The organism is Bordetella sp. H567, assembly GCF_001704295.1.
GTDB lineage: Bacteria > Pseudomonadota > Gammaproteobacteria > Burkholderiales > Burkholderiaceae_B > Bordetella_C.
Map to the genome: position 1 here is coordinate 5,302,633 of NZ_CP012334.1, position 26,996 is coordinate 5,329,628.

The following is a 26,996-nucleotide window of genomic DNA, read 5'->3' on the forward strand; positions in this document are numbered from 1 at the left end:
CGACCTTAGCGCAAGGTCATTTCGCTTCGGCGTTGCGCAAGCGGATGTGCAGTTCGCGCAACTGCTTTTCGTCCACCGGCGAAGGCGCCTGCGTGAGTAGATCCTGCGCACGCTGCGTCTTGGGGAAGGCGATCACGTCGCGGATCGACTCGGCGCCGGTCATCATGGTGACGATGCGGTCCAGGCCGAAGGCGATGCCGCCGTGCGGGGGCGCGCCGTACTGCAGCGCGTCCAGCAGGAAGCCGAACTTCTGCCGCGCTTCTTCCGCGTTGATCTTCAGGGCGCGGAACACCTTGCTCTGCACTTCCTCGCGATGGATACGAACCGAGCCGCCGCCGATTTCCCAGCCGTTCAGCACCATGTCGTAGGCCTTGGCGTAGGCCTTGATGGGATCGGTTTGCAGGAAGTCCTCGTGGCCGTCCTTGGGGCTGGTGAAGGGATGGTGCGCGGCGGTGTAGCGGCCTTCCTCCTCGTCGTACTCGAACATCGGGAAGTCGATGACCCACAGCGGACGCCAGCCCGGCGTGAACAGTCCGGACTGCTTGCCGAATTCGCTATGGCCGATCTTCACGCGCAGCGCGCCGATCGAATCGTTGACGACCTTTTCCTTGTCCGCGCCAAAGAAAATGATGTCGCCGTCCTGGGCACCCGTGCGCTTGAGCAGTTCGGCCAGCGCGGCGTCGTGGATGTTCTTGACGATGGGCGATTGCAGGCCTTCACGGCCCTTGGCGGCTTCGTTGACCTTGATCCAGGCCAGTCCCTTGGCGCCGTAGATGCCGACGAACTGCGTATAGCCGTCGATTTCGCTGCGCGAGAGCGCACCGCCGCCCGGCACGCGCAGGGCCACCACGCGGCTGCCCGGCGCCGCGGCGGCCGCCGCGAAGACCTTGAAATCGACGTCGCGCATGATGTCGCTGATGTCGGTGAACTCCAGCGACACGCGCAGGTCGGGCTTGTCCGAGCCGTACCGGCGCATGGCCTCCGTCCAGGTCATGCTGGGGAAAGGCTGCGGCAGGTCGACGTCCTGCACCACCTTGAAGACGTGGCGGATCATGCTTTCGAAGATCTCGCGTATCTCCACTTCGTTCAGGAAGGAGGTCTCGCAATCGATCTGGGTGAATTCCGGCTGGCGGTCGGCGCGCAGGTCTTCGTCGCGGAAGCACTTGGTGATCTGGTAGTAGCGATCGAAGCCCGAGACCATCAGCATCTGCTTGAACAGCTGCGGCGACTGCGGCAGCGCGAAGAACTGGCCCGCGTTCACGCGCGACGGCACCAGGTAATCGCGCGCGCCTTCAGGCGTGCTCTTGGTCAGCATGGGCGTTTCGATATCGATGAAGCCCAGGGAATCCAGGAACTTGCGCACTTCGATGGAGACGCGATAGCGCAGCATCAGGTTGCGCTGCATCTGCGGCCGGCGCAGGTCCAGCACCCGGTGCGTCAGGCGCGTGGTTTCCGACAGGTTGTCGTCGTCCAGCTGGAAGGGCGGCGTGACCGAAGGGTTGAGGATTTCCACTTCCTTGCACAGCACTTCCACTTCGCCGGAGGCCAGTTCGGCGTTGGCCGTGCCTTCGGGACGCAGGCGCACCAGGCCGGTGACGCGGATGCAGAACTCGTTGCGCAGGCGCTCGGCGGTGGCGAAGGCGGCATTGTCGGGGTCGAAAACGATCTGCGCCAGACCGGCGCGGTCGCGCAGGTCGATGAAGATGACCCCGCCGTGGTCGCGGCGGCGGTTTACCCAGCCGTACAGGGTAACGGTCTGACCGAGGTGGTCACGGCAAACCTGGCCGGTGTAGCAGGTACGCATTGCGGGATGACTCCGTTTCTACTTTGTTGGGGCGCCTTGGAGCGTCACGATAATGGATCGAAGGGCGGGCCGCATGCCCGCCCGGATTGTCTTCAGGGGGCGTTCTCTCCGCGCTGGCGTACACCCGGCGCGGTGGGTATTTCAGTGGGCCGGCCCACGGGGACCGGCGGGGGCGGTGCCACCACCCCCATGGAAACCACGTATTTCAGGGCGGAGTCCACGCTCATCTGCAGATCGACGACTTCGGTGCGCGGCATCATCAGGAAGAATCCGGAGGTCGGATTGGGCGTGGTGGGCACGTAGACGCTGACGTGGTCGCCAGGCAGGTGCGTGGCCACTTCGCCGCTGGGCGTGCCCGTCAGGAAGGCGATGGTCCAGGAGCCCTGGCGCGGGTACTGCACCAGCACCGCCTGGCGGAATGCCTGCCCGTTGGGCGCCAGCACGGTGTCGCTGACCTGCTTGACCGAGTTGTAGATCGAACGCACCAGCGGGATGCGGCCCAGCAGCTTTTCCCACTGCTCGAGCATGGTTCGGCCCAGCAGGTTGGCGGCGAAGACGCCCGTGAGCAGCACGACCACGATGACCAGCACGAAGCGAAAGCCGGGGATATCCACCCCGAATAGCGACTGGGCCGACAGAAAGCCCGGCACGAAGCCTTCGAGCGTGGCGATCAGCACGCCCAGCACCCAGACGGTAATCACCAGCGGCACCCAGATCAGGAGGCCGGTGATGAAGTACTTCTTGAAGATGCGCATCGCCATGGCGGCTGGATCAGGAAGTCGCCGCGGGCGGCGCGGCAGGCGCGGCGGCGGCGGCCGTCGTCCCCCCGGCGTCGCCCGATTTGGCCGCGCCGCCGTCGGCGGCGGCGCCCCCGGCGTCGGGCTTGGCTTCGCTCTTGGCGCCGGCGGGCGCGCCACCGCCGCTGCCATTGTTGCGGAAATCAGTGACGTACCAGCCGGAGCCCTTCAGCTGGAAACCAGCCGCGGTCACCTGCTTGGAGAACGTGCTGGCGCCGCACTCGGGGCATACCGTCAGCGGGGCGTCGGAGATTTTTTGCAGCACATCCTTGGCATGGCCACAGCTGCTGCACTTGTAAGCGTAGATAGGCATTCAGTCCACTCCCAGGCCCGCCGGCACGAAAGAACCCGCTCACGGGCGCCCTTTCGGAAGAAACGGGACGCAGCAGGAGCGGGACCGGCAAAAATACGGGAAAGTCTTGAATTTTAGCGGGTTTTTGTCTCAGGGCCGTTAACCCCGGGCGGAGCCGCGCGCCGGCTGGGCCGGCCAGGCGCGGCGGGCCGCGACGGCCGGCGGCCGCCGTGCAGCGGCGGCGCCCCCGCCGCGTCGCGCCCGGCGCCGCTACACCGGCAGGAGGAACATGCCGGCCGCCACCAGCGTGGGCAGCAGCGCCGACACGAACAGCCGCCCGGCGGCGATGCTGCCGTCGGGAAAATGGTTCTTCAGGATGGCGTAGCCGGCCGGATTGGGCGCGTTGGCGATAACGGTAAGGCCGCCGCCGGTCACCGCGCCGGCCACCAGCATATAGCGCCAGGTCTCGCTGCTGCCCTGCACCAGCGATCCCAGGTAGGTCAGGGCCGCGTTGTCCGTAACCGCCGTCAGGGCCATCGCGCCCCAGAACAGCAGGGTGGGCGGCAGGTCGCCCAGCAGATCCTGCAGCCACCACCTCTGCAGGCCGCCCAGCACGACCAGGCCGGCCAGGAAGAAGCCCACCATCAGCCCTTCCTTGATCATCAGGCGGTTCTGGTGGCGCTTGTAGGCTTCCGTGAAGCCGATGAACATCATCAGCAGGCCCAGGAAAATGGCGGGATGGTGGGCGTTCAGGACGACGCCAACCAGGAAGACCAGGTGCACGGCGATGACGACCAGCGGCACCGGGGCACGGCCGTTGTCGCGGGCAGGCGCTTCCTTGGCGGCGCCGCGCAGGACGTCCCGGCAGACGAAGGTGAGCACGCCCGCGTTGATGAAGACCGCCACGGCCGCGCGCCAGCCGAAATGCGTCGCCATATGGGCGGCATCCCAGCCGAAGGTTGAGGCCACCATCAGGACCGGCGGCGCGGCGTAGGAAGTCAGCACGCCACCGATGGACACATTGACGAAGAGCACGCCCAGGGTCAGGTATTTGAAGCCGGCGCGGCCGCTGGTACGGAAATAGGCGTCGCGCAACAGGATGGCCGCCAGCGTCATGGCGGCCGGCTCGGTAATGAAGGAGCCGGCCAGCGGAACCAGGGACAGCACGACCAGGTAGGTGCTGACCTCGTCCCGCATGGGCAGGATGCGCGCGATGGCGCGCACGACGGTGTCGACGAATTCCAGGATGGGCCGGCTGGCCGCCACGACCATGATGACGAAGACGAACAGCGGCTCCGTGAAATTGCGCGTGTCCATGTATTCGATCGCCTTGCCGGAGCCACCCAGCAGCGCCAAGCACACGATAAGGACGAAGGCCCACACGCCAAAGACCGCCTCGACTTCGGCCAGCATGTGCCAGACGCCGGCGTGGGGCCCGTTGCGATTGGCCAGGCGCGCGAAGAAGGGGACCGAAAACGTATGCAGGACGGCGACGGCGAACAGCAGGGTGGCGATCAGTTCGATCGGGGTAGGCATGCGGTGGGGTCCCTTATATATGTTGTCGGCGACGGCGGCGGGCAGGGGCGGCGTCGCGGTGCGTTGCTTGTGCGGGCGTTGGGCGACTATACCGAATTTGTCGCCGCCCTTAGGCTCATCGAGCGTTGAATCGGCCAGGCGAAACCCTTCCCAACTGCCCTATTGACCTACGGTTGAACGCCCATTAATGTACGTACAAACGCACATTAAAGGAGACACCCATGGCTGGCTCGGCAGGCATGGCGGGCGCGTTGGCGGGCGTGAAGGTGCTGGACTTGTCCAACTTCCTGGCCGCCCCGATGAGCGCGATGTTCCTGGCGGACTTCGGCGCGGACGTGCTGAAGGTGGAGCGTCCGGGCAAGGGCGACGAAGTGCGCTACTGGGGCGAAAACAAGGATGGCGTCGGCCTTTACTACAAGGTCATCAACCGCAACAAGAAATCCGTGACCCTGGACCTGCATACGCCCCTGGGCGTGGACGCGGTGAAGCGGCTGGCGGCCGATGTGGACATCGTCATCGAGAACTACCGCACCGGGACGCTGGAGAAATGGGGCCTGGGCTACGACACGCTGAAGGAAATCAATCCCGGCCTGATCATGCTGCGCATCACGGGCTTCGGGCAGACCGGGCCTTATCGCGACCGGCCCGGCTTCGGCACGCTGGCCGAGGCCTATGCCGGCTACGCGCAGATCAGCGGCCATCCCGATGGCCCGCCCCTATTGCCGGGGTTCGGGCTGGCGGATTCGACCACCGGCTTGATGGCGGCCTTCCTGGCCATGGTGGCCCTGGCGGAAAAGCGCCGCAGCGGACGCGGCCAGTACGTGGACCTGGCGATCTACGAAACGCTGCTGACGCTCATCGGGCCGCACGTCATCAATTTCGACCAGCTGGGCATCGTGCAGCGGCGCGAAGGCAGCCGCCTGCCCTTCACGGCGCCGCGCAATACCTATCGCACGCGCGACGATAAATGGGTGACGGTGGGCGGCAGCGCGCAGTCGGCCTTCATCAACATTTGCGATACGCTGGGGGTGCCGGAACTGGTCCATGACCCGCGCTTTGCCGATAACCGCCAGCGGCTGCGCCATGTGCAGGCGCTGGACGAGGCGCTGCAGGCGGCGATCGCCCGCTTCGACCTGGACGACCTGCTCGCGCGGTCGGCCGAGCGGCGCTGCACCATGTCGCCGGTGAATGACGTCGCGCAGATCTTCGCCGACCCGCATATCCGCGAACGCGGCAATATCCGCGCCGTGTACGACGATGAACTGGGCTGCGAACTGCGCATGCAGGACGTGGTGGGCAAGCTGTCGGCATCGCCCGGCGCGATCCGCCATGCCGGGCCGCGCCTGGGGCAGCACAACCGGGAGATCCTGGTGGAACGCCTGGGCTATGGCGAAGAGGAGCTCGCGCGGGCGGGCATCCTGCTGGAGGATAGTGATGGCTCGACCGGTGCGGCCGGCATGGCCGATGCGGATCGCGCGGACACGCCCGCCGGCCCGCGGACGTGAGCGGAGGCGGCGATGCGGCTACCGGAACAGATCGATATCGTGGAAGTCGGCCCGCGCGACGGCCTGCAGAGCTTGCGCAAATGGGTGCCGACGGAAGACAAGGTGCGCATGGTGGACCGCCTGTCGCAAGCGGGCTTTCCCGTGATCGAGGTAACAGGCTTCGTTCATCCGCGCGTGATCCCCAACCTGCGGGACGCGGAGGCCGTGTGCGAGCGCATCGCGCGGCGCCCCGGCGTGGTCTACCGGGGACTGGCGCCGAACGCACGCGGGGCGGAGCGGGCGGCGGCGGCGCGTGTGGACGAGGTGGTCGGGCTGACCATCGCCAGCGCGGCCTACCTGAAGAAAAATCAGAACATGACGCCGGAACAGGCCAGCACGCAGGCGACCGAGGCCTTCCGCATCGCCGACGCGAAGGGCCTGCGCTACGTCCTGGCCATCGGCATGGCCCTCTGGTGTCCCTATGAAGGCGTGATTCCGCAGGAGCGCGTGACGGCGATGGTGGGCCGGTTTCGCGACGCGGGCATCCGCCGCATGTACCTGGCCGGCTCCGTCGGCCTGGAAGACCCCCGGCATGTGAACGAGCTTTTCACGCGCCTGCACGACCGCTATCCCGACCTGGAACTGGGATTCCACGTGCACAACCTGGGCGGCATGGCCACGGCCAATATGCTGGCGGCCCTGGACGCCGGCGCGGCATGGCTGGAAGGCGCGATCTGCGGCATCGGCGGCGGCATCGCCATGCCCGAGACCCTGGGCGCGGTGGGGAACTTCCCGAGCGAGGACATGGCGCGCATGATGGCGCTGATGGGCCTGGATACCGGCCTGGACCCGGAAGCCGTGCTGGAGGCGGCGCAGGACATCGCCCGGCTGCTGGAGATACCGCCGCGCAGCCATTCCATGCACGCCAGCACGCGCGAGGCGGTCATGCGGTGGGGACGCGAGCACCCTCACGAGCATCCCGAATGAACGTGCGCGGGCTGGCGGCGCGTGGCGATTCACTCCTCCGCGCTGTGCGCGCGGAACCGCGTGCTCTGGGTATAGCGGCCGCTGGGATAATGGCCGATGCCGACTTCGACGATGACGCCCTGCTTGTCCAGGTAGGACCGCGAGATGCGCAGGGCGGCCTGGCCGGCCTCGGCCCTCAGGGCGTGCGCCATTTCCGGCGTCAATTGCGCGGCGGTGATTTCCTGCAGGACTTCCACGATGCGCACGCCGTACCGTTCCTCCACCAGCGAATAGATGGGACGCTTGATGACGCGCGCCCGCCCGATGGCGCCCGCATACTCGGGACGCAGATAGGCTTGCAGATAGCACAGCGGCGTGGCGCCGCCGGGCACCTTGCGCACGATGTTGGTTTCCGACCAGGCCTGGCCCGGCGCGCAGTGCAGCAGTTCCGCGAAGCCGGCGTCGGCGACGATTTCGCGGCGCGACTTGACGTGCATTTCGGTGGCATCGACGAACTGCAGCAGGTCGGAGATATTGTGGATACCGCTGAAGAAACGCGGCGATTCCGGCCGCGCGCGCACCTTGGTGCCGATACCGGGCCGCGACCACAGCAGCCCGTCTTCCTTGAGCTCGCGCAGCGCCTGCCTCACGGTATGGCGGCTGACGCCGTAGCGCTGCGCCAGTTCGCCCTCGGTGGGCAAGGTGCTGCCGATCGCATAGCGGCCGCCATGGATGTCGCTCGCCAGCGTCTTGGCCAGGGCGACATACAGCGGATTGCGACCGCCGGCGAGCGCGCCGGTGTAGGGAAAGGCATCCGCGGAAGAAGGTGTGGAGTGCATCGGATCGGCAAAAAGGTGGATGGTAAACGCCCCGTGTTGACAGGCGCCAGACCGGCTCGTATTGTACGTACAAACGCACATTAACGACAAACGATGCGGCACAGGATGGAGACGCGGATACCGGCCTTGCACCTGCACCCGGACTCCGTTGCGGTTCCCCGCCCGCACCGAAGGGAATTTGCATGACGGTATTCAGATCGTTCCTGTTCGCGCCCGCCAACCATCCGCGCCGGGTGGAAAAGGCCCTCACGCTGGCGGCCGATGCGGTCATCCTGGACCTGGAAGACGCCTGCGCGATCTCGGAAAAAGTGGCCAGCCGGGCCAAGGTCGGCGAAGCCATGGCGCGGCCGCGCCGCTGCCTGGGATACGTGCGCGTCAATCCGCTTTCCACCGAATTCGCGTATGGCGACCTGACCGAGACCGTGCGGCCCGGCCTGGATGGCGTGGTGCTGCCCAAGGTGGAATCGCCCAGCGACCTGCACACCGCGGATTGGCTGATCCGCCAGATGGAGCGTGAACACGGCATGCCGGACGGCAGCGTCGATCTCATTCCCATCATCGAGACCGCGCGCGGCCTGGCCGCCCTGCCGCGCATCCTGGCGGCCTCGCCGCGGGTCAAGCGCGCGGCCTTCGGCGCGGGCGATTTCACGCTGGACCTGGACCTGACGTGGACGCGCGACGAGGAAGAACTGAACGCCTATCGCGCGCAGGTGGTGCTGCATTCGCGCGCGGCAGGCATCGAAGCGCCCCTGGATACCGTGTGGGTGAACCTGCAAGACCCGGACGGCTGCGCGGCCTCGGCGCGCAAGGCGCGCGAGCTGGGTTTCCAAGGAAAGCTGTGCATCCACCCCGACCAGGTCCCGGTCGTGAACGACGCCTTCTCGCCCACCGCGGCGCAGATCGCCCGCGCGCAGCGCGTGCTGGAGGCGTTCGCGCAGGCCGAAGCGCAGGGCTCTTCGGCGATACAGCTGGATGGGCAGTTCATCGACTACCCCATCGTCTACGCCGCGCAGCGCGTGATGGCATTGGCGGCAAAGACACAACCGGAACGACCATAACGCGGAGCGGATGCCCGCACATCAGGGAGGAGACACCCATGGACAACGCCGCGGCCGCCGTCCGGCCCCTCGATCACCTGAAGGTGATCGATGTATCGAGTTTTCTGGCCGGTCCCTTCTGCTCGACCCAATTGGCGGAATTCGGCGCGGACGTCATCAAGCTGGAATTGCCCGGCGTCGGCGACGCGCTGCGGCGCTTCGGCAGCATCACGCCCTGCGGGGATTCGTTGCCCTGGCTGTCCGAGTGCCGCAACAAGAAATCCGCCACGCTGGACTTGCGCAAGCCGGAAGGCGCCGAACTGCTGAAGGCACTGATCAAGGACGCCGACGTACTGGTGGAAAACTTCCAGCCCGGCACCCTGGAAAAATGGAACCTGGGGTGGGACGTACTGAAGGAAGTCAATCCACGCCTGATCATGGTGCGGATATCGGGCTACGGGCAGACCGGCCCCTACAGCGGACGGCCGGGCTTCGGCCGCATCGGCAATGCCTTCGGCGGGCTGTCCTTCCTGGCGGGCTACCCCGACCGGCCGCCCGTGACGCCCGGATCGGCCACGATCCCGGACTACATGGCCGGCCTGTACGGCGCGCTGGGCGTGCTGCTCGCGCTGCAATCGCTGGCCAAGACCGGCCGCGGCCAGGTGGTGGACATCGGGCTGTACGAGCCGATCTTCCGCATCCTGGACGAACTGGCGCCGGCCTACAAGATGAAGGGTTATGTGCGCCAGCGCATGGGGCCGGGCACGGTCAACGTGGTGCCGCACAGCCACTATCCCACCAAGGACGGCCGCTGGGTGGCGATCGCCTGCACCAGCGACAAGATCTTCGAACGCCTGGCCCAGGCCATGGGCGTGCCGGAATTCGGCGGGACCGGCAAGTGGGGGACCATCACGCAGCGCGAGGCCGAACGCGCGCAGGTGGACGACTACGTCGGCGCCTGGAGCGCGCAGTACACGCGCGACGAGGTGCTGCGGCGCTGCGAGGAACACCAGGTGCCCTGCGGTCCGGTCTACGCCATCGACGAAATCTTCGAGGACCCGCAGTACGCGGCGCGCGACAACATCGTCCACTTCAAGGACGAGCGCGTGGGCGAATACGCGGTACCCAATGTCGTGCCGCGGCTGACCGACACCCCGGGCGGCATCGACCGCCTGGGGCCTGCGCTAGGCGAGCATAACGACGAGGTGTACCGCAACCGGCTGGGCCTGTCGACCGAACGCATCGAAGCGCTGATGCGCGCCGGCGTGATCTGACGGTCCATCGATACGGACGGCGGGGCGCGCGGGGCGGCCCGCCGGCACCGGTCGACACCGAATAAGCGCCACGGCCAGCGGCGCAATGGAGGAGACGTCATCGTGCCTTTCATCGAATTGTTCGTGGCCGGCATCCTGCTGGGCGGGCTGTACGCCCTGATGGCCTGCGGCCTGAACCTGGTGTTCGGCGTCATGCGGGTCATCAATTTCGCCCATGGCGACCTGCTGGCGGTCGGCGCCTTGACCACGGTCTCGCTGGTGGCGGGCATGCACCTGCCCTACGCCGCCGCGCTGGTGCTGGTGCCGCTGCTGACGGCCGCGCTGGGGCTGGCCATGCAATGGATCGTGATCCGCCGCATCGCCGACGGCCCGATGATCATGTCGCTGCTGGCCACCTTCGCCCTGTCCACCATCATCGTCAACATCTCCATCCTGATCTGGGGCGGTGGCTATCGCGGCCTGCCGACGGTATTGGGCGGTTCGGTCCGCATCGCCGGCATGGACATCCCGCTTTCGCGGCTGGTGTCCTTCCTGGTGGCGATGGCCGCGACGCTGGGCGTATGGTGGTTCCTGCAGGCCACGCGCTATGGCAAGGCCATCCGTTCCGTATCGCAGGCGCCGGAACTGGCGGTGATATCGGGCATCTCCATCAACCAGGTGCGCAACGTGACCTTCGCCCTGGGCGCGGCCATGGCCGGCCTGGCGGGCGTGCTGCTGGCACCTACCTTTGCCTCCGATGCCCAGCTGGGCGCGCGCTTCGGCATCAAGGCCTTCGCCGTCATCATCGTCGGCGGCATGGGCAGCTACCCCGGAGCCATGCTGGCCGCGCTGATGATGGGCGTGCTGGAAGTCTTCGCGGGCTACCTGTACGGGCAGGTGCTGGGTGCGGCCACCGTGTTCCTGGCGATGCTGGTGGTGCTGATCTTCCGCCCGCGCGGCATCTTCGGCATGGGGGCGCGCGCATGAAATCCGCCCTGCTGCTTGCCGTCGTCCTGCTGGCGGCCGCGAGCGCGCCGTTCTACGCCGGCTCGTACGCCATGTCCTTCCTGGTGCAGACCTTCATCTTCATGGGTCTGGCGTATTCCTGGAACCTGATCGGCGGCTATGCCGGCTACACGCACTTCGGCCAGGTGACCTTCTTCGGCCTGGGCGCGTATGTCGGCGCCATCGCCATCGGCCACGACATCGCCTGGCCGTGGGCCACCCTGCTGGCGGCGCTGTTCGCATCGCTGTGCGCGGCGCTGCTGGGCGCCATCATGCTGCGCTTGAAGGGGCCGTTCTTCGCCATCGGCATGTTCGGCATCGCCCGCGTGTGCGAATCGCTGGCACTGGGGCTGGACAGCATCACGCAGGGCGGTACGGGGCTGTACATGACCGCCGTGGACCTGGACCTGGTGTACTACGCGGCGGGCGCCGTGCTGCTGATCCTGCTGGCCGCCACCTGGCGCCTGGACAACTCCCGGCTGGGCCTGCAGCTGCTGTCCATCCGCGAGGACGAAACCGCCGCGGCGGCCCTGGGCGTGCGCACCACGCGGCTGAAGGTCGGCACCTTTATCGCGTCGGCCTTCATGCCGGGCGCGCTGGGCAGCCTGTACGCCTGCTACCTGGGCTTCATCGACCCCACCACCGCCTTCGCCCCCATGACCGAACTGACGGTCATCGCCATGGTGCTGCTGGGCGGCATGGGTACCGTGCTGGGCCCGCTGGTCGGCGCGCTGGCACTGTCGGTGGTCAACGAGGTGCTGTGGGCGCGCCTGCCGGAGATCTACCTTTCCCTGGTGGGCGTCATCATCCTGATCGCGGTGCTGTTCATGCCGCGCGGCATCGTCAATTTCGCGCAGCGGCGTGCCTGGTCCTGGGTGCCCGCGGCCCGCGGCCACCTGCGCCGGCTGGCGGACCGGCGCGGCGCCGCCGCCAGCCGGCCGGCGCGCAAGGCCATCGTCGATCCGACGCGCATGCCGCGCAAGGGACTGGGCTAGGGCCTGTTAACGCTGGAAGGAGCCTCGCATGGCGCAGGAAGACATCCTGGTGGTGGAAGAGGTACGCAAGAGCTTCGGCGGCCGGGTGGCGCTGGACGGCGCCAGCCTGCGCATCGCGCGGGGCTCCATCACCGGCGTGATCGGCCCCAATGGGTCGGGCAAGTCCACGCTGTTCAATATCGTGGCCGGCACCCTGCCGCCGGACGCCGGACGCGTGCTGTTCGACGGCAAGGACCTGGCGCACACGTCACCCGCGGAGATATGCCGGCGCGGCCTGGGACGCACCTTCCAGATATCGCGGCTATTCGCGGAGCTGACGGTGCTGGAAAACCTGGTCGCGGTGGCGCACCGCCTGTCCGACGCGCAGGCCGTGCAGCGCGCGCTGGAATTGCTGGATTTCCTGGAGATCGGCGCGCTGCGCGACAAGTGGGGCGCCGAGCTTTCCTACGGCCAGCGCAAGCTGGTGGAAATCGCCCGCGCCCTGATGCTGGGGCCGCGCGTCATGCTGCTGGACGAACCCTTCGCCGGCATCAATCCGCGCCTGCAGAACCGCATCGTCGAACGCCTGCAGGTGCTGCGCGAGCAAGGCCTGACGGTGTTCTTCATCGACCACGAAATGCGCATCGTGCTGGAAATCTGCGACGACCTGTACGTACTGGCCGAAGGCCAGGTCATCGCGCACGGCGATGCTGCAGCCATACGCGCGGACGAACGCGTCAAGGAAGCGTATTTCTGACCGCGCCAGGGCCGGTACCACGGTCCACCCACGCCGCCGGCCCGCATGGGCGGGCTGCCCACCCACCGGAGGAGACACACGATGAAAAAGCAGCTGCTGGATAAATGCCTGGCCCCCGTGCTGCGCCGCCTGGTCGGCCGGCGCGCCGCCAGGGCCGCGGCCACGCTCGCCGTGGCCGCGGCTGCCGCCGGCCTGGCGGGCGGCGCCCTGGCCCAGGATGGCAAGCCGATACGCGTCGGCGTCGCCCTGTCGCAGTCGGGCAACCTGGCCGACAGCGCCAAGCACTATTGGGAAGGCGTGGCGCTGTGGCGCGACCTGGTCAATGCGCGCGGCGGGCTGCTCGGCCGCAAGGTGGAGCTGATCGTCTACGACGATCGCAGCGACCCCGCGACCGCGGCGCGCCTGTACGAAAAGCTGATCACCGACGACAACGTGGACCTGCTGTTCGGCCCATGGGGCTCGGCCTCCGCCGCCACGGCATCGGGGGTGGCCAACCGCCACAAGCGCATTTTCTTCAACTCCGGCGGCGCTTCGGAGCAGATACAGGAACGCGGCTACAAATACGTCTTCCAGACCGCCGCGCCCATCAGCGCCTACGTCGCCAGCGTCGGCCCGCTGGCCGAGCAGCACAACCTGAAGACGGTCGCCTTCTTCGGCCGTGATTATCCTGCCGCGCGCGACATGGAGAAATCCATCAAGGCCATCGCGGAAAAGCGCGAGCTGAAGGTCGTGGCCTCGGAATTCTTTCCCGCCGGCACCACGGACTTTTCGTCGATGATCGCGCAGGCGCGCCAGCTGCAGCCCGATATCTGGGTCTCGGTCGGCTATCCCAACGAAGCCATCGAAATGGTGCGCCAGTTCAAGGCCTCGAACTACCTGCCCAAGGTTTTCGTCCATAACGGCGTCTCCATCGACGATTTCCTGAAGGCCTCCGGCAAGGACGGCGATTACGCCTTCGGCATGTCCCTGTACGAGCCGTCGCTCAAGACCAAGGGCAACGAGGAATTCGTCAAGGCATACCAGCAAACCTACAAGGGCGATCCCGGCTATTACTCCGCGTTCTCCTATGCCGGCGCCACCGTCATGGAAGCCGCCGTCAAGGCCGCCGGATCGCTGGACCAGGAGAAGCTGCGCGACGTGCTCACCACCCTGGAAGTCGATACGGTCATGGGCCATCACAAGGTCGATCCGAAAACCGGCAAGCAGGTCGGCGTCACCGGGCTGCTGGTGCAGGTGCGCGACGGCAAGCGCGAGATCGTCATGCCGCTGGACGTGAAGACGGCCGACGCGGTCGTTCCCATGCCGCCTTGGAACAAGCGTTGATACGGACGGGGACGCAAGTCCCCTGGGGAGCATCGCATGAACGCGCAACCACCCGTCTTCCTGGAAATGCAGGGCGTCACCACGGGCTACGGCGACGTGCCCGTGGTGCGCAACGCCAACCTGCGCTTTCCGCGCGGCGGCATCACGGCCGTGATCGGATCCAACGGCGCCGGCAAATCCACCGCCATCAAGGCGGCGGCCGGCCTGCTGCCCGCATGGAAGGGCCGCGTGCTGATCGGCGACGCCGACGTCACCGCCGAGGCCCCGCACAAGCGCCTGTCGCGCGGCCTGGCCTTCGTTCCGCAGGGCCGCATCGTACTGCCCGACATGACGGTGCGCGAAAACCTGGACATCGGCGCCTACATCCTGGGCAAGGACCGCAAACGCATCGACCAGGCCCTGGAACGCGTCGTCGCCTCCTTTCCCATCATCGGCCAGCGCATGCGGCAACTGGCCGGGACCATGAGCGGCGGCGAACAGCAGATGCTGGCCATCGCACGCGCGCTGATGACCAGCCCCACCGCCATCATCCTGGACGAGCCCTCGCTGGGCCTCTCGCCCAAATTCGTCAATGCCGTCTTCGAAAAACTGGTCGAGCTGGCGGCGTCCGGGCTGACCATCATCATGGTCGAACAAAAAGCCTCGCGCGCCCTGCAGATCGCCGACAGCGGCTACGTCATGCATACCGGCCAGGTCGTTTATGCCGGCCCCGCGCGCGAGCTGCTGGACAATCCGAACGTGCAACGGCTGTTCCTGGGCGAGGTCCCGGAAGAAATCGACCGCCTGGTCGCGGCGGCCCACGACGCGGAGGCCCTGGATGCCTGATCCCCGCCTGCGGCGCACGATGCTCATGACGCCGGGCAACCGCGAAGACCGCCTGCGCAAGGCGGCGGCGTACGGGGCCGACGCCCTGGTCTACGACCTGGAGGACAGCGTACCGCCGGCGGAGAAAGCGCACGCGCGGCGATGCATGGCCGCCGTCCTGGGCGCGCCAGAGGCACCCCCTGCCGCCGGCCTCGATCCCGGACCACATGGTGTCCGCGGCGATCGCGAACCGCCTGCCGGCCGCGATCAGCGCGGACGACATCCCGACGGCCTCGAACGCTGCGTGCGCATCAACGCGCTGGATACGCCCTACGGCGCCGATGACCTGGCCGCCCTGCCCTTCGACCGGATCGATTCCGTCATGGTGCCCAAGGTCGAATCCGCCGACATGCTGCGCGAGGTCGACGCCCGCCTGTCCGCCCTGCACGCCGACCGCGGCCGCGACCGGCCCATCGAATTGATCGCGCTCATCGAAACCCCGCGCGGCGTGCTGCGCGCCCTGGACATCGCCGATGCCGTGCCGCGCACCACCGCGCTGTTTTTCGGTTCGGGCGACTACACCTCCGCCCTGGGGGCGGAGGTGACCGACGCCACGCTGCACTATCCGCGCTCGGTCATCGCGGCGGCCGCCGCCGCCGCGGGCATGCAGGCCATCGACGCCGCCTTCTTCGGCGACGTCAGGAACGCCCAGGCCACCCGCCAGGACGCGCTGGCCGCGCGCGCCATGGGCTACGCCGGCAAGGTCGTCTTCCACCCGAACCAGGTCGACGTCGTCAACGACGTCTTCTCGCCCTCGCCCGCTGAAATCGCGCGGGCCCAGCGCCTGATCGCGGCCTATGAGGCGCAACTGGCGCTCGGGCACGGCACCAGCGCCGTGGACGGCCTGTTCGTGGCCGTCGACCTGGTCGCCCCCGCGCGCCGCCTCTTGCGCCTGGCCGAAACCCTGCGACAGCGTGCCGGCGGCAGGCCGCCAGCTTCCACGGCAGATACCGCGGCATCCCAATCGACCGCTTCAACAGCGGCAGGCACTGCGCAGCCCCAGTCGATCGGTTCCACAACAGCAAGCAGCGCACAGCCCCCGTCAACCGCTCGCCATCCGGGATCTTCATCATGACCGCGCACCCCTACCGCCAAGCCGCCTCGCACACCCACCGGCCGGAACGCCTGCAGCGTTCCGAACTGGCGGTTCCCGCCACCAACCCGCGCTTCTTCGCCAAGGCCGCGGCCAGCGCCGCGGACGTCGTCTTCCTCGACCTGGAAGACGCGGTCGCGCCCGCCGCCAAGGACGCGGCCCGTGCACGCGCCGTGGCCGCGCTCAACGACATCGACTGGGGCAACAAAACGATGGCGGTGCGCGTGAACGGCCTGGACACCCCATGGGCGCACCGCGACATCCTGGATGTGGCCCGCCTGGCCCCCCGGCTGGACCTGATCCTGCTGCCCAAGGCCGGCGCCGCCTTCGACGTGCAGTTCGTCGACCAGCTGCTGACGCTGATCGAACGCGAAACCGGGCGTCCCAAGCGCATCGGCATCGAAGTCCTGATCGAAACCGCGCTGGGCGTGGCCAATGCCGAAGCCATCGCACAATCATCGCCACGATTGGAAGCCATGATCTTCGGCGTCGGCGACTACACGGTGGACATGCGAACCTACGACGAGGTATTCGGAACGCCCAGCGAGCGCTACGCCATCCTGACTAGCGCCGTCGGCGACGCGCCGCGCCAACGCCACTGGAACGACCAGTGGCACTTCGCCATGGCGCGCATCGCCAACGCCTGCCGCGCGCACGGCCTGCGCCCCATCGACGGCCCCTACACCGACTTTCGCGACATCGACGGCTACCGGGCCTCCACGGCCCGCGCCGCCGCGCTGGGATTCGAAGGCAAATGGGCCATCCATCCCACCCAGATCGATCTGGCGAACGTAGCCTTTTCACCCACGCAGGCCCAGCTGGACTGGGCGGCGCGTGTCACCCGGCTCATCGAAGAAACGAATCGTTCCGGCCAAGGCGCGGTGGGTGATGACGGCGTATTGGTGGACATGGCCCACCTGAAGCAGGCCGCGCACTTGCAACACCGCCACTCATTGATCGAGCGCATGGCGGTGCCGAAGGCCTGAGCCGGCAGCGACGCAACCGCTCATCTGTTCCACGATCACGGTGCTATGGCACACGCTGGCCGCCGAATTCCCCTACCAGCTATACCGATACCCGACCTGCCCGAACACGCCCCGCCGTTCCTCCCCGCCCAGGTTCTTCGCCAGCTTCACCGTCGCATACAGCTGCCCGCCCTTGCCCACGACCTCGCTGATCCCGAACCCCACCTCTCCCCACGTCCGACCAAAATCCGACCGCACCGACGTTCCCCCCACCGTCACCGCGCGCGGCGGCACGAAGTCATGCAGCACGTCGAAGGTCAGGTAAGGCGTGCCCGATCCCGCCCCATCCTCCGTCTTGAGGTTGGGCGCGAACAACCGGAACCCCAAGCGTCCGCGCAAGGCATTGCTGCTATTGCCCGACACCCGGGATACGCCATCATCGAAGCTGTCCAGGTTCAGGTACTGGTACACCAATTGCGCCTGCGGCTCGATCGCCAGCTTGGACATCAAGGAGAAGGGCTTGCCTACCTCCTGCGACAACGCGATCCCGAAACCGTCCTGCTTGCCGCTGTTGCCATACACATCGTCGTACTTGTTGCGATAGTGCGTGACCTGCGCCACCGAATCCCAATAGCTGCCGTCGCGCCAGTACTTCGTGTAATAGCCACCCAGGCTTTGCGCCTGTGTCGTCGCGCTGCCCGCCTTGTCCGACAGCGTCGGGTTCAGATCCCGCTTGCCGTCCTTGAAATCGGCGCTGGAGACGCCCAGCGTCGCCGTTACCCCCGCATGCGTGCTGCCGCCCTCGTCCGACTGCGACAGCGTCCAATCCTTGCCGAACTGCATGAAGAACGTGTGCTGGTCCACCGAGAAGCGGCTTCCCGAATCGGCGTTCAGGCCGTCCCCGCCGATGCGCCCCCAGAAGCCGTTCTTGTTGCCCTTCTGGTTCTGCTCGGTGGCATACACATCGCCCACGCGCTCATGCAGCCGACCCAGCATGGAAAACCCATAGTCCAGGTTCAGTGCCGGCATCAGCGCATAGCCCACCACCGCGGGGCGATAGGCCGCGGGACCCGCCGGCGCCGGATCGCCCGGCGAAGCCGGCCCGCCCAGCGACGAGCGCAGGAAGTAATCGTCCGCGCTCGTGCTGCCCCCCCGGTACAGCAGGTATTGATAGGCGCCCGCCTGCACCGGCGCAGCCAATTGGAACGCGCCCGGCGCGGTGGTCCCGCCGCCCGTCACGGCGACCAGACTGATCCCGTCGCCCGTGGTGCGCGCACCCTTCCCGCCGGTGTTGGCGATGCGCAGCCCCGTCGTCCCCGTCGCGCTGCCGCCGTTGATCACCAGGCGATCCGATGGCGCGCCATCGCCGGCCACATACGTATTCAGCGCGATGGTCCCGTTGGCGCCGGTGTAGCTGCTGGCGGTGATCGTCTTGTAGCTGGACGACTGCGTCGGATCCCCGGTCGGTGCCAGGTAGGTAATGGTGCCGGCGTTGGACAAGGCGGCCACCTCCGAACTGGCCGTGACGTTCCATGCGCTGCCGGCGTCGATGCTGACCGCAAGCGGATCGATGCGGCCGGTCAGGGTCGTCCCGTTGCGCAGGGCCACCGACCCGCTACTGGACGCATCCGCGATCAAGTCCCCGTTCAGGGTCACGCCTTGCGTGTCCAGGTTCACCACGCTGGCGTTCGTCAAGTTCAACAGCGTGCCGGATGCCGCCGTGATGACCGTACCCGCACGTACGCTGATGTTGGCCTTCGCGCCGTTCACCTCGATCGCATTGCCGGATGGCGCCGCCAGCGTCCCGCCGGTCACCGTGATCGTCGATACCTTGCCGGTGCCCGCGGTGTCCGTCACCGCGATGGCTGCCGTCCCCCCTTGCACGGTGCTGTTGTTCAGGGCGACCGCGCCGCCGGCGTTGGCCAGCACGCCTGGGCCGGCGGCGCTGTGCAGCAAGGTGCCGCTGACGGTGGCCGCGCCCGTCGGGCCTTCCACCTGCAAGGCCGGGGCGCTCGCGCCCGTGGTGGACACCGACCCGCCCATCAGCGCCGCCGTCGCCCCGCTATCCAGCATGACGCCCGGCGCGAGGTCGCCCGCGGTGACGATGGTCGCGTTCGACAGCTGCAAGGTGCCGACGCTGCTGACATGGATGCCGGCGGCCCCTGCGCCGCGGGTGTCGATGCGCCCGCCCGTGACCAGCACGTCGGCATTGGCCCCTGATGAACTGATGCCGGCGGATCCCGCACCGCTGGTCGCGATGTTCGTGTCCGTCAGCGCGATGACTCCATCGGGGGCCTGGTTGTCCAGCGCCATCCCCGTGCCGTTCACCACGATGCTGCCCGCCGTGCCCACCACGCTGCCGCCGGCGGCCGTCGCATCCAGCAGGATGCCGTCCGCGCTGCCCTGCGCCTGGATCAGCCCGGCGCCGGAGAATGCCACTGACGCACCCGTGCCGGTCAGGTGCACGGCGGCGTTGCCGTCGTCGGCACGGATCACGCCGTTGTTGACCAGGATCGCATTGGCGCCCTGCACCAGCGCCCCGTCGCCGTGCGCCACCTGTATCGTCGAATTGTTCCGCACGGTGCCTTGCGCGCCCACCACCACGCCGATGGACGACCTGCCGGCCAGTGTCACGGCGTTGTTGTTGACCAGCGTGCCCAGATTGCGGGCCACGAAGCCCGTCACGCCATCGGTGGAAGACTGTATCGCCGCATTGTTGTTCAGCGTCGTGGCGACCGCATCGCCCGTGGCCGCGCCCGTCAGGTCGTGGCCCTGACCGTCCACGATACCGGCCGTGGCACCGGCACTGGAGAGCATGATGCGCGTGCCGGCGTCGATGGTGCCCGTCGCCCCGCCTTCATTCACGATGGCCACCGCGCCGCCCGCCGATCCCGCGGCGCCGGTCACGCGCCACGTCGAGCTGTCGGTCGACAGCATGGTGCCCACGCCTGTCGCGACCACGCCGCGCGCATCGGTGCCCGAGACCGTCGTGTCGAAGGCACCGGCCACGGACGCGCCCGTGAAGCTGGCGCCATCGGCCACGCGGAACAAGGTGGCGTGCTCGGTATCCACCGTCATGGTGCTGGCCGACACGTTGATGGTGGACCCCGGACCCGCCGCGAAGAAGCCGATCTGGTCCGTGCCGCCCAGGAAGCGTGGCACCGACCCCGCCGCCACGTTGATCGTGCCGCCGTTCTGCGCGAAAACCCCGATGGCGCCCGTGCCGCCCAGGTTGACCGCGCCGCTGACGGACGCGACACCTTGCGCGCCGTCCACCCAGACGCCGAAATTGCGCGTGCCGCTGGCCGGATCGGCGTTGCCGTTGACGTTGATCGTGCCGGTCGATTCCGCGTTCGCCGCGATGCCCGGATCGGCGTTCACCATCAGACCGATGCCGTTCACGCCATTGACGTCGATGGTGCCGGCGTTGCGCACGATGGCGCCGGTGCCCGCCGCGCCGTTGTCGTCCGCCAGCATGCCGATGTTGGCCATGGGCACACCGCCGGCCGCGCCATTGATCGTGATCGTGCCATTGTTCTGCAACAGGGAATTCAAGGGTGCCGTCGAATACATCGCCACGGCGTTCTGCGCCTGCGACCCGATGACGATCTGGCCGTTGTTGACGGCCGTGTCGCCGGTGTCCAGGATGCGCACGCCATAGGTCGGTCCCGCGAATGCCACATCCGGCACGGCGTCGGTTGCCGCGTACTGCGCGGCGCGCCCGATATAGATCGTGCCGCCCGCGCCGTTCGTGAAGCTGCTGGCGCCGCTGACGTTCACGCCTACCACCTTGGCCGTGTAGCCCGGATTGACACCGACATTCACGATTCCGTTGTTGGTGCCCGCCGCGCCGTTCGCCAGGCCGATCCCGGTGGTGGTGTAGCCGTTGAAGCTCATCCCCGATACATTCACCACGCCGCTGTTCAGCACCGTGGTGCCGGGATCCGTCGCGATGATGCCCGAGCCGGTGTAATAGAACAGATCGTCCGTCGCCGTGTTCGCCTTGTCGCCGGCCAGGTAGCCTGCCGACACCACGCCATTGGCGGCGTTGACGAAATGCGCGCCGCTTTCCACCCGCGCGACCTGCTGGATGACATTGCCGGACAAAATGCCGTGGTTGGTCACGGTGGCCCCGTCAGTGGCCTTCACCGCGCCGGAAGCACGCACCATGTCCAACTGCGCGCCCGCCGCGATCGTCGCGCTGCCGCGCGCGCCGCCGGCCAGGATGGCGTACCGGTCGCCATTGGGCACGCGGGTCAGATCGCCGTCCGACGTGTTGGTCATGTACGTGACCGGCGTATCGACCGTGGTGAAGGCCTGCGCGAAAGCGGTGTCGTACGCCAGCTGCGATGTCAGAAGGCCATTCTTCAGCGCATCGACCAGCACGTTGTTATAGGCCGCCAGCTGCGCCGCGTTGGTCACCGTGTAGTCCACGCCGTTGAAGTGCACCGTGCCGGCGTAGGTCGTCACAGGCACGGTCACCGTCAGGCGGCCGTTGGCGTCCGGCGTAGGCAGCCCGGGATCGATGCCCATATCGATCTGGTTGCGCGAGCGCCAGACGATGCGGCTGTCGGCGTTGCCACTGCCATCCGCGGACGTCAGGTAGGTCTGCTTGGACACCATCAAGATGGAATTGGACGAGGGCGAGCCGGCCGGCGTGGCGCCAAGCTTGACGTTCAGGGTGCCGCCGGTGTTTTCCACCCGGCCCAGCGAGGCCCTGTAGTACATGTCGCCATTCACGTCCTCGAACTGGTTGACCGGCGTGGCCGCGTTCGACGGGCCCGCGAAGGACGCGGAATCGAAGGCATGGAAGACCACGTTGGTGCCGGTCGCCGGATTGCGCGCGCTGACGGCGACGGTCTGCGTACCGATGACCAGCGCACGGGAATCGAAGGTGCCGGACACCACGTTCACCGTATTCGCCGGCACGGTGGTGTTGCCGTTGTAGCCGGTGCCGACCACGGAGGTACCGTGCAAGGTCACGGTCTGCCCGTTGTTCACCACGGCCTCGCCCACGCCGCCGTTGCTGCCCGGCGGGTTGTAGTCCGCGATGGCGCACTGGCCGCCGACGGGCGCGGTTTGGTCCGCCGTGCCGGTCTTGCAGCTGGACGCCGATGCCGGCGCTGCGGCCAGCATGCCCGCCGCCATCAGCGACAGGACGGGCAATGCCGCACGCACGGATAGCGCACGGCGCGCCCGGCTGCAGGAAGTGGATGCCGATTTGCCGCGCCCACGCGCGACTTCCGACGTGACGATGTATTGCTGCCTGGCCGAGTTCCAGACTGTCTTGTGGAACAGATTCATGTTCGGGCCTGCCATTTCAGACGGTGGAGGACCTCCGCTTGGCGTAGTTCGGCGTGAGCGAAGGCGCTGGCCCATGATTCGGGTGAATCGTCTCGTAACCAATTGACGATTCGGTCTACGACGTACAGGCGTCGGCAAGGCGGCTGAGCACGCGCCGCATGAGCCGGGTTGTAGGCAGGGATGAAGGCCGCGCGGACGGCCTCTGGCGGCGGACGGCCGTAAGGCGGCCGCTTAAGCAAATGGTCAGGGCGAACGCCCTAGGACATACGCGAGCGAACATCCGTTCGCCCTACGCGAAGCGGCCGGTGGCGCGTGTGTGGCGCCGGCGTCGCGCCGCGTGCCGCGGCACGATACTCGCGCACCTCGGAGAAACCCGGCCGGTGCCGCGCGGAAGCCTGGCGCGGCGCCGGGTAGCGCGGGCGTGCTTAACGGCGCGGAGAAAAACGACTCAAGCCCGCAAGGCCGGGGTTTCCACCTTGTTCGGATCCGGCGCCGCCACCGACGTGAAAGCGAGCGTGTTGAACACCTTGGACAGCGCTTCTTCGACCTCGGTGGGGTGGTCTCGCAGCCGGTCTTCCAATGGCGACTGGAGAAGTTCGCGCAAGCCGTCGCTGGCGCTACGCCACGCCTGGATCCAGCCATCGCACTGCGCCGCCTCGGGCGTATCAGGCGGCGTCTGTGCACGGATGGCTTCCATGGCGTGAAGCCGGGCCCGCAACTGGTCGCGCGCACGGGATGCCGCCTGCCGCAGCCGGGAGAGTTCCTGGGCCTTGTGCGCTTCTTCCTGTAACTCCTCTTCGCTGATGTCGCCATCATTCACCTGTTCATACAGCGCGGCAGCCGTCAGCAAGCCCGCGCCGATGCGCATCGGCGTCTGGGCTTGCGGGCTGAAGACCGCATCCAGGCGCGTGATGGAAGTGGACGAACGTATCAGCCCATCGATCTGATCGACGCTTAGATCGCAGCGAATCATGCCCGGCAGCAAGGCAAGTACTTCCGCCGGAACATCCGGGTCGGTCAGCCACCGCTGCACCGCCTGTTTCATCGCTCCGTCCAACCAGGGGCGCAGATCCATCCCGGCATCCCAGCCCTGCCAAGCCTGCAAGCGCTCCGGATGGGCGGCATTGGCCTGTACGATCGCACGCGCGCTGGCTTCATCCAGGCCGTTGACAAGCAAGCGGCCTGCCGAATATTGCTGGTTGACCACCAGGCCAGCGGCGTCCCAGCTTTCCACACGCGCCTTGAAAGGCAGTGATGACCACAGCAGCGGACCGTCCGAGGGCGCCGACACCATCCATGCGTTCGCGAAGGGCGCCAACCGCGCCATCCGCACATATGACGCCATCCGGGCCTCGGCCTCGTCGCGCAGCGGATCCAGGCGACCCTTGGTTTCCTCAAGCACGGCGTCTACCCGTGACTTGAGCAGCGGATTGGTCAGTCTGGTCATTGTGTCGTTACGAAGGTCGCCCCGCGCCTGTTCACGGTGTGGTCGGGGTGTGGATTCGCGATCTTGTAGCGCTCCACCATACGGTCCGCCTCGGCTTCGATTTCAGACCAGGCGATCACATTCCCCACCGAAAGAAGCGCCGCGACGTGTGATACCGGTACACCCGCGTTCGCCAGCTTGACCAGTATCTCGGGATCGCGCACTTCCCTGGCATCGGGCACGGCCTGCGCGATCTCTTCACGCAACAGGTATTTCGCGACAAGGCTTCTCTCCTTGACCGGGGGTACGTTGCCATCGGCGCTTCCGGTGTCCAGGCCTACCCATTGCGCCAAACGGGCCGGGGTAAGCTTGCCGGCATCGACCAGCCTCAGGGTCAACGGAGAAAACGCCGCGGCGAAACCCTCCCCAGAGCCAAGCCGCCATCCCAGGTCCCTGTGAGTGGGACCATTCGACTCCCCGCGAGCGTAAGCCTGGTCCCGAAGCCCACGCAATCGATCGATGTCGGCGGTGCTGGTCGAGACCCAATCGCGAAACATGTCGAAGGGGATCAAATCGCCATCAAGCGCGCGCGCCAGGCCGGGCGGGATGGCGATTTCGTTCTCCATCAGGTCGCGTAGCGGCTTGAAGAAGCTTTCCGGCGTTTCCTCCGGGTGGTTGTTCAGATAGGCCTGCGCCACCTTGAGCAGGACCGCAGGCGGCTCACCACGGCTTGGTTGCCAAGCAAGCTTGATGGCACCGTCCTCGGACAGTTGGCCGATGACATGGTCTTGCCAGTGCTCCACCATGGAAGCGTCGGGCGCTCGTGGCGGCAGGGGCCAGACGTTGCACTTCAAGGCCTTCACGCCCATCGCGCCGACCAGGTCAGCCAGCAGATCGAAGGGCGGGTGAAAACCAGGTTTGGCGGGCGGCTCCCTGGTGTCCGGACGGGTGTCTTTCAGCAGCCCGGCCCAGCAAATGCCGATTTGTTCGCGCAGCGCGGCGTCGCCCTGTATGGTTGACTGGCGCAGTATGTTCGGTGCCAGGCCTTCGATCGCCACGCTTTGGGCCGCACCGAACGCGCTTGTCGTTGCCGCGTCGACATACTGGGCCGTGGACTCCAGCAGATCCTGGAGACGTTGTGCGTTCGCAGGATCGGCTTGGATGCCGTCGGGCAGTTGTGGAACCAAAGCATGTGCGGCGCCGGCAGCGGCGGAGGTGTTTGTCTCTAGCATCTCGGAACATGGAATGATTGGCGAAGCCCCCTGAGTACACGAGGCAACGATTACGTTCCGGGACAAAGGTCCGATCCGGATGCGCGGATCGATGGGCCGTGACAAGAAACCGCGCAAGACCGCGGAGCAGCGCAACGCCTTGTCGACCTAGCGCCGTGGCAAGACGCTATGCGGATGCGGCATCGGCGTGTTCGCCTATTGCTTCAGTGGCCAGGTCCCCGCGCCGAAACGCGCGACGATCCTCCAGTACCATCTGCGCGCCCTTCTCGGCGATCATGATCGTCGGCGAATTGGTGTTGCCGGAAGTAATGGTCGGCATGATGGATGCATCGATCACGCGCAAGCCTTCCACGCCATGCACGCGCAGGCGCGCGTCCACCACCGCCCCCGCGTCGGCGCCCATCCTGCACGTTCCGACGGGGTGGAAAATCGTCGTTCCGATATCTCCGGCCAGGCGCGCCAGGTCCTCGTCGCTTTCGAATTCCGGACCAGGACGGTATTCCCGCGGCTGGTATTCGGCAAGCGCGGGCTGCGAGACGATGCGCCGCGTCAGCCGCAGGCTTTGCACGGCCACGCGGCGATCTTCATCGGTGGACAGGTAATTGCACAGGATGTGGGGATGGTCGGCGGCATCCGGGCTGACGATACGAACATGGCCGCGACTGGTGGGCCGTAGATTGCACACCGAGGCCGTGAACGCCGGGAAGGCATGCAGCGGCTCGCCGAATTTCTCCAGCGACAAGGGCTGCACGTGGTATTCCACATTGGCGCGCGCGTGCTCCGGCCCGGAACGCGCGAAGGCGCCCAGCTGCGACGGCGCCATGGTCAGCGGCCCGCGCTTCATGAACAGGTACTGCAGGCCCATCATTCCCTTGCCCCACAAGGTGCCGGCGATGGCGTTCAGCGTCTTCGCGCCGGTCACTTTGTAGATCATGCGCAATTGCAGGTGATCCTGCAGATTGGCGCCGACACCGGGCAGATCATGCAGCACGGATACGCCGTGCGATTGCAGCCAGGGCCCCGGGCCGATGCCGGATACCTGCAGCAGCTGCGGCGAGCCGATGGCACCCGCGCATAGGATCACTTCCGCGCGCGCACGCGCCAGCTGTTCGCCGCCCGCTTCGCCGCGAAAACGCACACCCACGGCACGCCGGCCCTCGAAAGCCAGGCGGGTGACGTGCGCGCCCGTGACGATGCGCAGGTTGGGCCGCTTCAGGATGGGCTTGAGGAAAGCGCTGGCCGCGTTCCACCGGACGCCGCGCCGCTGATTCACGTCGAAGTAATCGCAGCCTTCGTTGTCGCCGCGATTGAAATCATCGATGGACGGAATGCCTGCCTGCGCCGCGGCGCGGCGGAAGGCATCGAGCAGGTCCCACGACAGGCGTTGGCGCTCGACCCGCCATTCACCGCCCTTGCCGTGATAGGGGCCGGCGTCGCCGTGGTAGTCCTCGGTCTGCTTGAACACCGGCAGCACGTCATCCCAGCTCCAGCCGGGATTGCCGGCCGCCGCCCAGCCGTCGTAGTCCTGGCGTTGGCCCCGCATATAGATCATCCCGTTGATGGATGAACTGCCGCCCAGCACCCGCCCACGCGGATAGCCCAGGTCGCGGCCGTTGAGGCCGGCATCCGGCTGGGTGCGGTAGCACCAATCGGTGCGCGGGTTGCCGATGCAGTACAGGTATCCCACGGGGATATGGATCCAGTGCCAGCTGTCCCGCCCGCCGGCTTCCAGCAGCAAGACGCGTGTCTGCGGATCGGCCGACAGGCGATTGGCAAGCAGGCAGCCGGCCGAGCCGGCGCCGACGATGATGTAGTCGAACGCCAGGCGCTCGGGCGAACCCGCGTCCGCGCCGGCGCCTGCCTGGCCGCCCGCTGTCTCGCCGCTTTCCCGGGTAGATGCGCCGCCTGCCGGACCGGCCGTCCGCGCGACCGGCTGCCCTATCGGCTGCCCCATCGGCCGCGCTATCGGTTGCCCGCCTCTCGCCACCTTCATCGCCTGTCTCCCATGCATCCGCTTATGTGCCGTGCCTTTGTGTGCGTGCTTG

At 67.3% G+C, this 26,996-nt stretch carries 20 protein-coding genes; 11 read left to right on the forward strand and 9 right to left on the reverse strand.

Annotation, left to right across the window (positions count from 1 at the left end; translation table 11 throughout):
* Positions 1-16: 16 nt before the first annotated feature.
* The 4 genes from aspS to AKI39_RS23770 all read right to left on the reverse strand — a co-directional run bounded on the left by aspS (position 17) and on the right by AKI39_RS23770 (position 4,429).
* Entirely contained in the window at positions 17-1,804 is a 1,788-nt protein-coding gene (aspS, locus tag AKI39_RS23755; protein WP_066641553.1) for an aspartate--tRNA ligase, read from the reverse strand.
* A gap of 92 nt (positions 1,805-1,896) precedes the next feature.
* Positions 1,897-2,559, reverse strand: a complete 663-nt coding sequence (locus tag AKI39_RS23760) for a DUF502 domain-containing protein (RefSeq protein ID WP_066643685.1) — start codon at positions 2,557-2,559, stop codon at positions 1,897-1,899.
* A 16-nt stretch (positions 2,560-2,575) separates the two neighbouring features.
* On the reverse strand, positions 2,576-2,914 hold the full coding sequence (locus AKI39_RS23765; RefSeq protein WP_066641555.1) for an FmdB family zinc ribbon protein: 339 nt from the start codon (positions 2,912-2,914) through the stop codon (positions 2,576-2,578).
* A gap of 249 nt (positions 2,915-3,163) precedes the next feature.
* On the reverse strand, positions 3,164-4,429 hold the full coding sequence (locus AKI39_RS23770; protein WP_066641557.1) for a putative Na+/H+ antiporter: 1,266 nt from the start codon (positions 4,427-4,429) through the stop codon (positions 3,164-3,166).
* Positions 4,430-4,650: 221 nt separating this feature from the next.
* Here AKI39_RS23770 and AKI39_RS23775 point away from each other — a divergent pair, with 221 nt between their 5' ends.
* Both AKI39_RS23775 and AKI39_RS23780 read left to right on the forward strand, forming a co-directional pair.
* Complete coding sequence (locus AKI39_RS23775; protein ID WP_066641559.1) at positions 4,651-5,934, forward strand: CaiB/BaiF CoA transferase family protein; 1,284 nt, start codon at positions 4,651-4,653, stop codon at positions 5,932-5,934.
* A 12-nt stretch (positions 5,935-5,946) separates the two neighbouring features.
* Entirely contained in the window at positions 5,947-6,900 is a 954-nt protein-coding gene (locus AKI39_RS23780) for a hydroxymethylglutaryl-CoA lyase (protein WP_066641561.1), read from the forward strand.
* A gap of 29 nt (positions 6,901-6,929) precedes the next feature.
* Here AKI39_RS23780 and AKI39_RS23785 read toward each other — a convergent pair whose 3' ends face one another.
* On the reverse strand, positions 6,930-7,718 hold the full coding sequence (locus tag AKI39_RS23785) for a GntR family transcriptional regulator (protein WP_066641563.1): 789 nt from the start codon (positions 7,716-7,718) through the stop codon (positions 6,930-6,932).
* Positions 7,719-7,900: 182 nt separating this feature from the next.
* Between AKI39_RS23785 and AKI39_RS23790 the strand changes: the two genes are divergently transcribed.
* The 9 genes from AKI39_RS23790 to AKI39_RS23830 all read left to right on the forward strand — a co-directional run bounded on the left by AKI39_RS23790 (position 7,901) and on the right by AKI39_RS23830 (position 17,010).
* Complete coding sequence (locus AKI39_RS23790) at positions 7,901-8,776, forward strand: HpcH/HpaI aldolase/citrate lyase family protein (RefSeq protein WP_066641564.1); 876 nt, start codon at positions 7,901-7,903, stop codon at positions 8,774-8,776.
* Positions 8,777-8,814: 38 nt separating this feature from the next.
* Positions 8,815-10,029: a CaiB/BaiF CoA transferase family protein gene (locus tag AKI39_RS23795; RefSeq protein WP_066641566.1), complete on the forward strand. Its 1,215-nt coding sequence runs from the start codon at positions 8,815-8,817 to the stop codon at positions 10,027-10,029.
* A gap of 102 nt (positions 10,030-10,131) precedes the next feature.
* Complete coding sequence (locus AKI39_RS23800; RefSeq protein ID WP_066641567.1) at positions 10,132-10,995, forward strand: branched-chain amino acid ABC transporter permease; 864 nt, start codon at positions 10,132-10,134, stop codon at positions 10,993-10,995.
* Positions 10,992-12,008 (forward strand): branched-chain amino acid ABC transporter permease, encoded by a 1,017-nt coding sequence (locus AKI39_RS23805; RefSeq protein ID WP_066641568.1) that lies wholly within the window; start codon positions 10,992-10,994, stop codon positions 12,006-12,008. Before AKI39_RS23800 ends, AKI39_RS23805 begins: the two co-directional genes overlap by 4 nt.
* Before the next feature lie 28 nt (positions 12,009-12,036).
* Positions 12,037-12,744, forward strand: a complete 708-nt coding sequence (locus tag AKI39_RS23810) for an ABC transporter ATP-binding protein (protein ID WP_066641575.1) — start codon at positions 12,037-12,039, stop codon at positions 12,742-12,744.
* A gap of 81 nt (positions 12,745-12,825) precedes the next feature.
* Positions 12,826-14,067, forward strand: coding sequence for an amino acid ABC transporter substrate-binding protein (locus AKI39_RS23815; RefSeq protein WP_066641577.1), 1,242 nt, complete (start codon positions 12,826-12,828; stop codon positions 14,065-14,067).
* Between the two features lie 36 nt (positions 14,068-14,103).
* Positions 14,104-14,892 carry an ABC transporter ATP-binding protein gene (locus tag AKI39_RS23820; RefSeq protein ID WP_066641579.1) on the forward strand — a complete coding sequence of 263 codons (789 nt, stop codon included), beginning with the start codon at positions 14,104-14,106 and terminating at the stop codon, positions 14,890-14,892.
* Positions 14,885-16,006 carry an HpcH/HpaI aldolase/citrate lyase family protein gene (locus tag AKI39_RS23825; protein ID WP_066641581.1) on the forward strand — a complete coding sequence of 374 codons (1,122 nt, stop codon included), beginning with the start codon at positions 14,885-14,887 and terminating at the stop codon, positions 16,004-16,006. Before AKI39_RS23820 ends, AKI39_RS23825 begins: the two co-directional genes overlap by 8 nt.
* Positions 16,003-17,010, forward strand: a complete 1,008-nt coding sequence (locus AKI39_RS23830; RefSeq protein WP_066641583.1) for an HpcH/HpaI aldolase/citrate lyase family protein — start codon at positions 16,003-16,005, stop codon at positions 17,008-17,010. The genes AKI39_RS23825 and AKI39_RS23830 overlap by 4 nt, the downstream gene beginning before the upstream one ends.
* A gap of 72 nt (positions 17,011-17,082) precedes the next feature.
* Here AKI39_RS23830 and AKI39_RS23835 read toward each other — a convergent pair whose 3' ends face one another.
* From AKI39_RS23835 to AKI39_RS23850, 4 genes are all read right to left on the reverse strand, one after another.
* On the reverse strand, positions 17,083-22,293 hold the full coding sequence (locus tag AKI39_RS23835) for an autotransporter outer membrane beta-barrel domain-containing protein (protein WP_066641585.1): 5,211 nt from the start codon (positions 22,291-22,293) through the stop codon (positions 17,083-17,085).
* 448 nt (positions 22,294-22,741) lie between these two features.
* A complete protein-coding gene (locus AKI39_RS23840) occupies positions 22,742-23,740 on the reverse strand; it encodes a hypothetical protein (protein WP_066641589.1) in 999 nt (332 codons plus the stop codon).
* The gene (locus AKI39_RS23845; protein ID WP_145925367.1) at positions 23,737-24,951 is read right to left on the reverse strand and encodes a hypothetical protein; all 1,215 of its coding nucleotides are present in this window, start codon (positions 24,949-24,951) and stop codon (positions 23,737-23,739) included. The genes AKI39_RS23840 and AKI39_RS23845 overlap by 4 nt, the downstream gene beginning before the upstream one ends.
* 166 nt (positions 24,952-25,117) lie before the next feature.
* Entirely contained in the window at positions 25,118-26,944 is a 1,827-nt protein-coding gene (locus AKI39_RS23850; protein ID WP_235610704.1) for a GMC family oxidoreductase, read from the reverse strand.
* Positions 26,945-26,996 lie beyond the last annotated feature (52 nt).

Bases quoted from the DNA above. Each gene is read 5' to 3' on its own strand.
- aspS (WP_066641553.1), bottom strand. From the start codon at position 1,804: ATGCGTACCTGCTACACCGGCCAGGTTTGCCGTGACCACCTCGGTCAG.
- AKI39_RS23760 (WP_066643685.1), bottom strand. From the start codon at position 2,559: ATGCGCATCTTCAAGAAGTACTTCATCACCGGCCTCCTGATCTGGGTG.
- AKI39_RS23765 (WP_066641555.1), bottom strand. From the start codon at position 2,914: ATGCCTATCTACGCTTACAAGTGCAGCAGCTGTGGCCATGCCAAGGAT.
- AKI39_RS23770 (WP_066641557.1), bottom strand. From the start codon at position 4,429: ATGCCTACCCCGATCGAACTGATCGCCACCCTGCTGTTCGCCGTCGCC.
- AKI39_RS23775 (WP_066641559.1), top strand. From the start codon at position 4,651: ATGGCTGGCTCGGCAGGCATGGCGGGCGCGTTGGCGGGCGTGAAGGTG.
- AKI39_RS23780 (WP_066641561.1), top strand. From the start codon at position 5,947: ATGCGGCTACCGGAACAGATCGATATCGTGGAAGTCGGCCCGCGCGAC.
- AKI39_RS23785 (WP_066641563.1), bottom strand. From the start codon at position 7,718: ATGCACTCCACACCTTCTTCCGCGGATGCCTTTCCCTACACCGGCGCG.
- AKI39_RS23790 (WP_066641564.1), top strand. From the start codon at position 7,901: ATGACGGTATTCAGATCGTTCCTGTTCGCGCCCGCCAACCATCCGCGC.
- AKI39_RS23795 (WP_066641566.1), top strand. From the start codon at position 8,815: ATGGACAACGCCGCGGCCGCCGTCCGGCCCCTCGATCACCTGAAGGTG.
- AKI39_RS23805 (WP_066641568.1), top strand. From the start codon at position 10,992: ATGAAATCCGCCCTGCTGCTTGCCGTCGTCCTGCTGGCGGCCGCGAGC.
- AKI39_RS23810 (WP_066641575.1), top strand. From the start codon at position 12,037: ATGGCGCAGGAAGACATCCTGGTGGTGGAAGAGGTACGCAAGAGCTTC.
- AKI39_RS23815 (WP_066641577.1), top strand. From the start codon at position 12,826: ATGAAAAAGCAGCTGCTGGATAAATGCCTGGCCCCCGTGCTGCGCCGC.
- AKI39_RS23820 (WP_066641579.1), top strand. From the start codon at position 14,104: ATGAACGCGCAACCACCCGTCTTCCTGGAAATGCAGGGCGTCACCACG.
- AKI39_RS23825 (WP_066641581.1), top strand. From the start codon at position 14,885: ATGCCTGATCCCCGCCTGCGGCGCACGATGCTCATGACGCCGGGCAAC.
- AKI39_RS23830 (WP_066641583.1), top strand. From the start codon at position 16,003: ATGACCGCGCACCCCTACCGCCAAGCCGCCTCGCACACCCACCGGCCG.
- AKI39_RS23835 (WP_066641585.1), bottom strand. From the start codon at position 22,293: ATGAATCTGTTCCACAAGACAGTCTGGAACTCGGCCAGGCAGCAATAC.
- AKI39_RS23840 (WP_066641589.1), bottom strand. From the start codon at position 23,740: ATGACCAGACTGACCAATCCGCTGCTCAAGTCACGGGTAGACGCCGTG.
- AKI39_RS23845 (WP_145925367.1), bottom strand. From the start codon at position 24,951: ATGCTAGAGACAAACACCTCCGCCGCTGCCGGCGCCGCACATGCTTTG.
- AKI39_RS23850 (WP_235610704.1), bottom strand. From the start codon at position 26,944: ATGAAGGTGGCGAGAGGCGGGCAACCGATAGCGCGGCCGATGGGGCAG.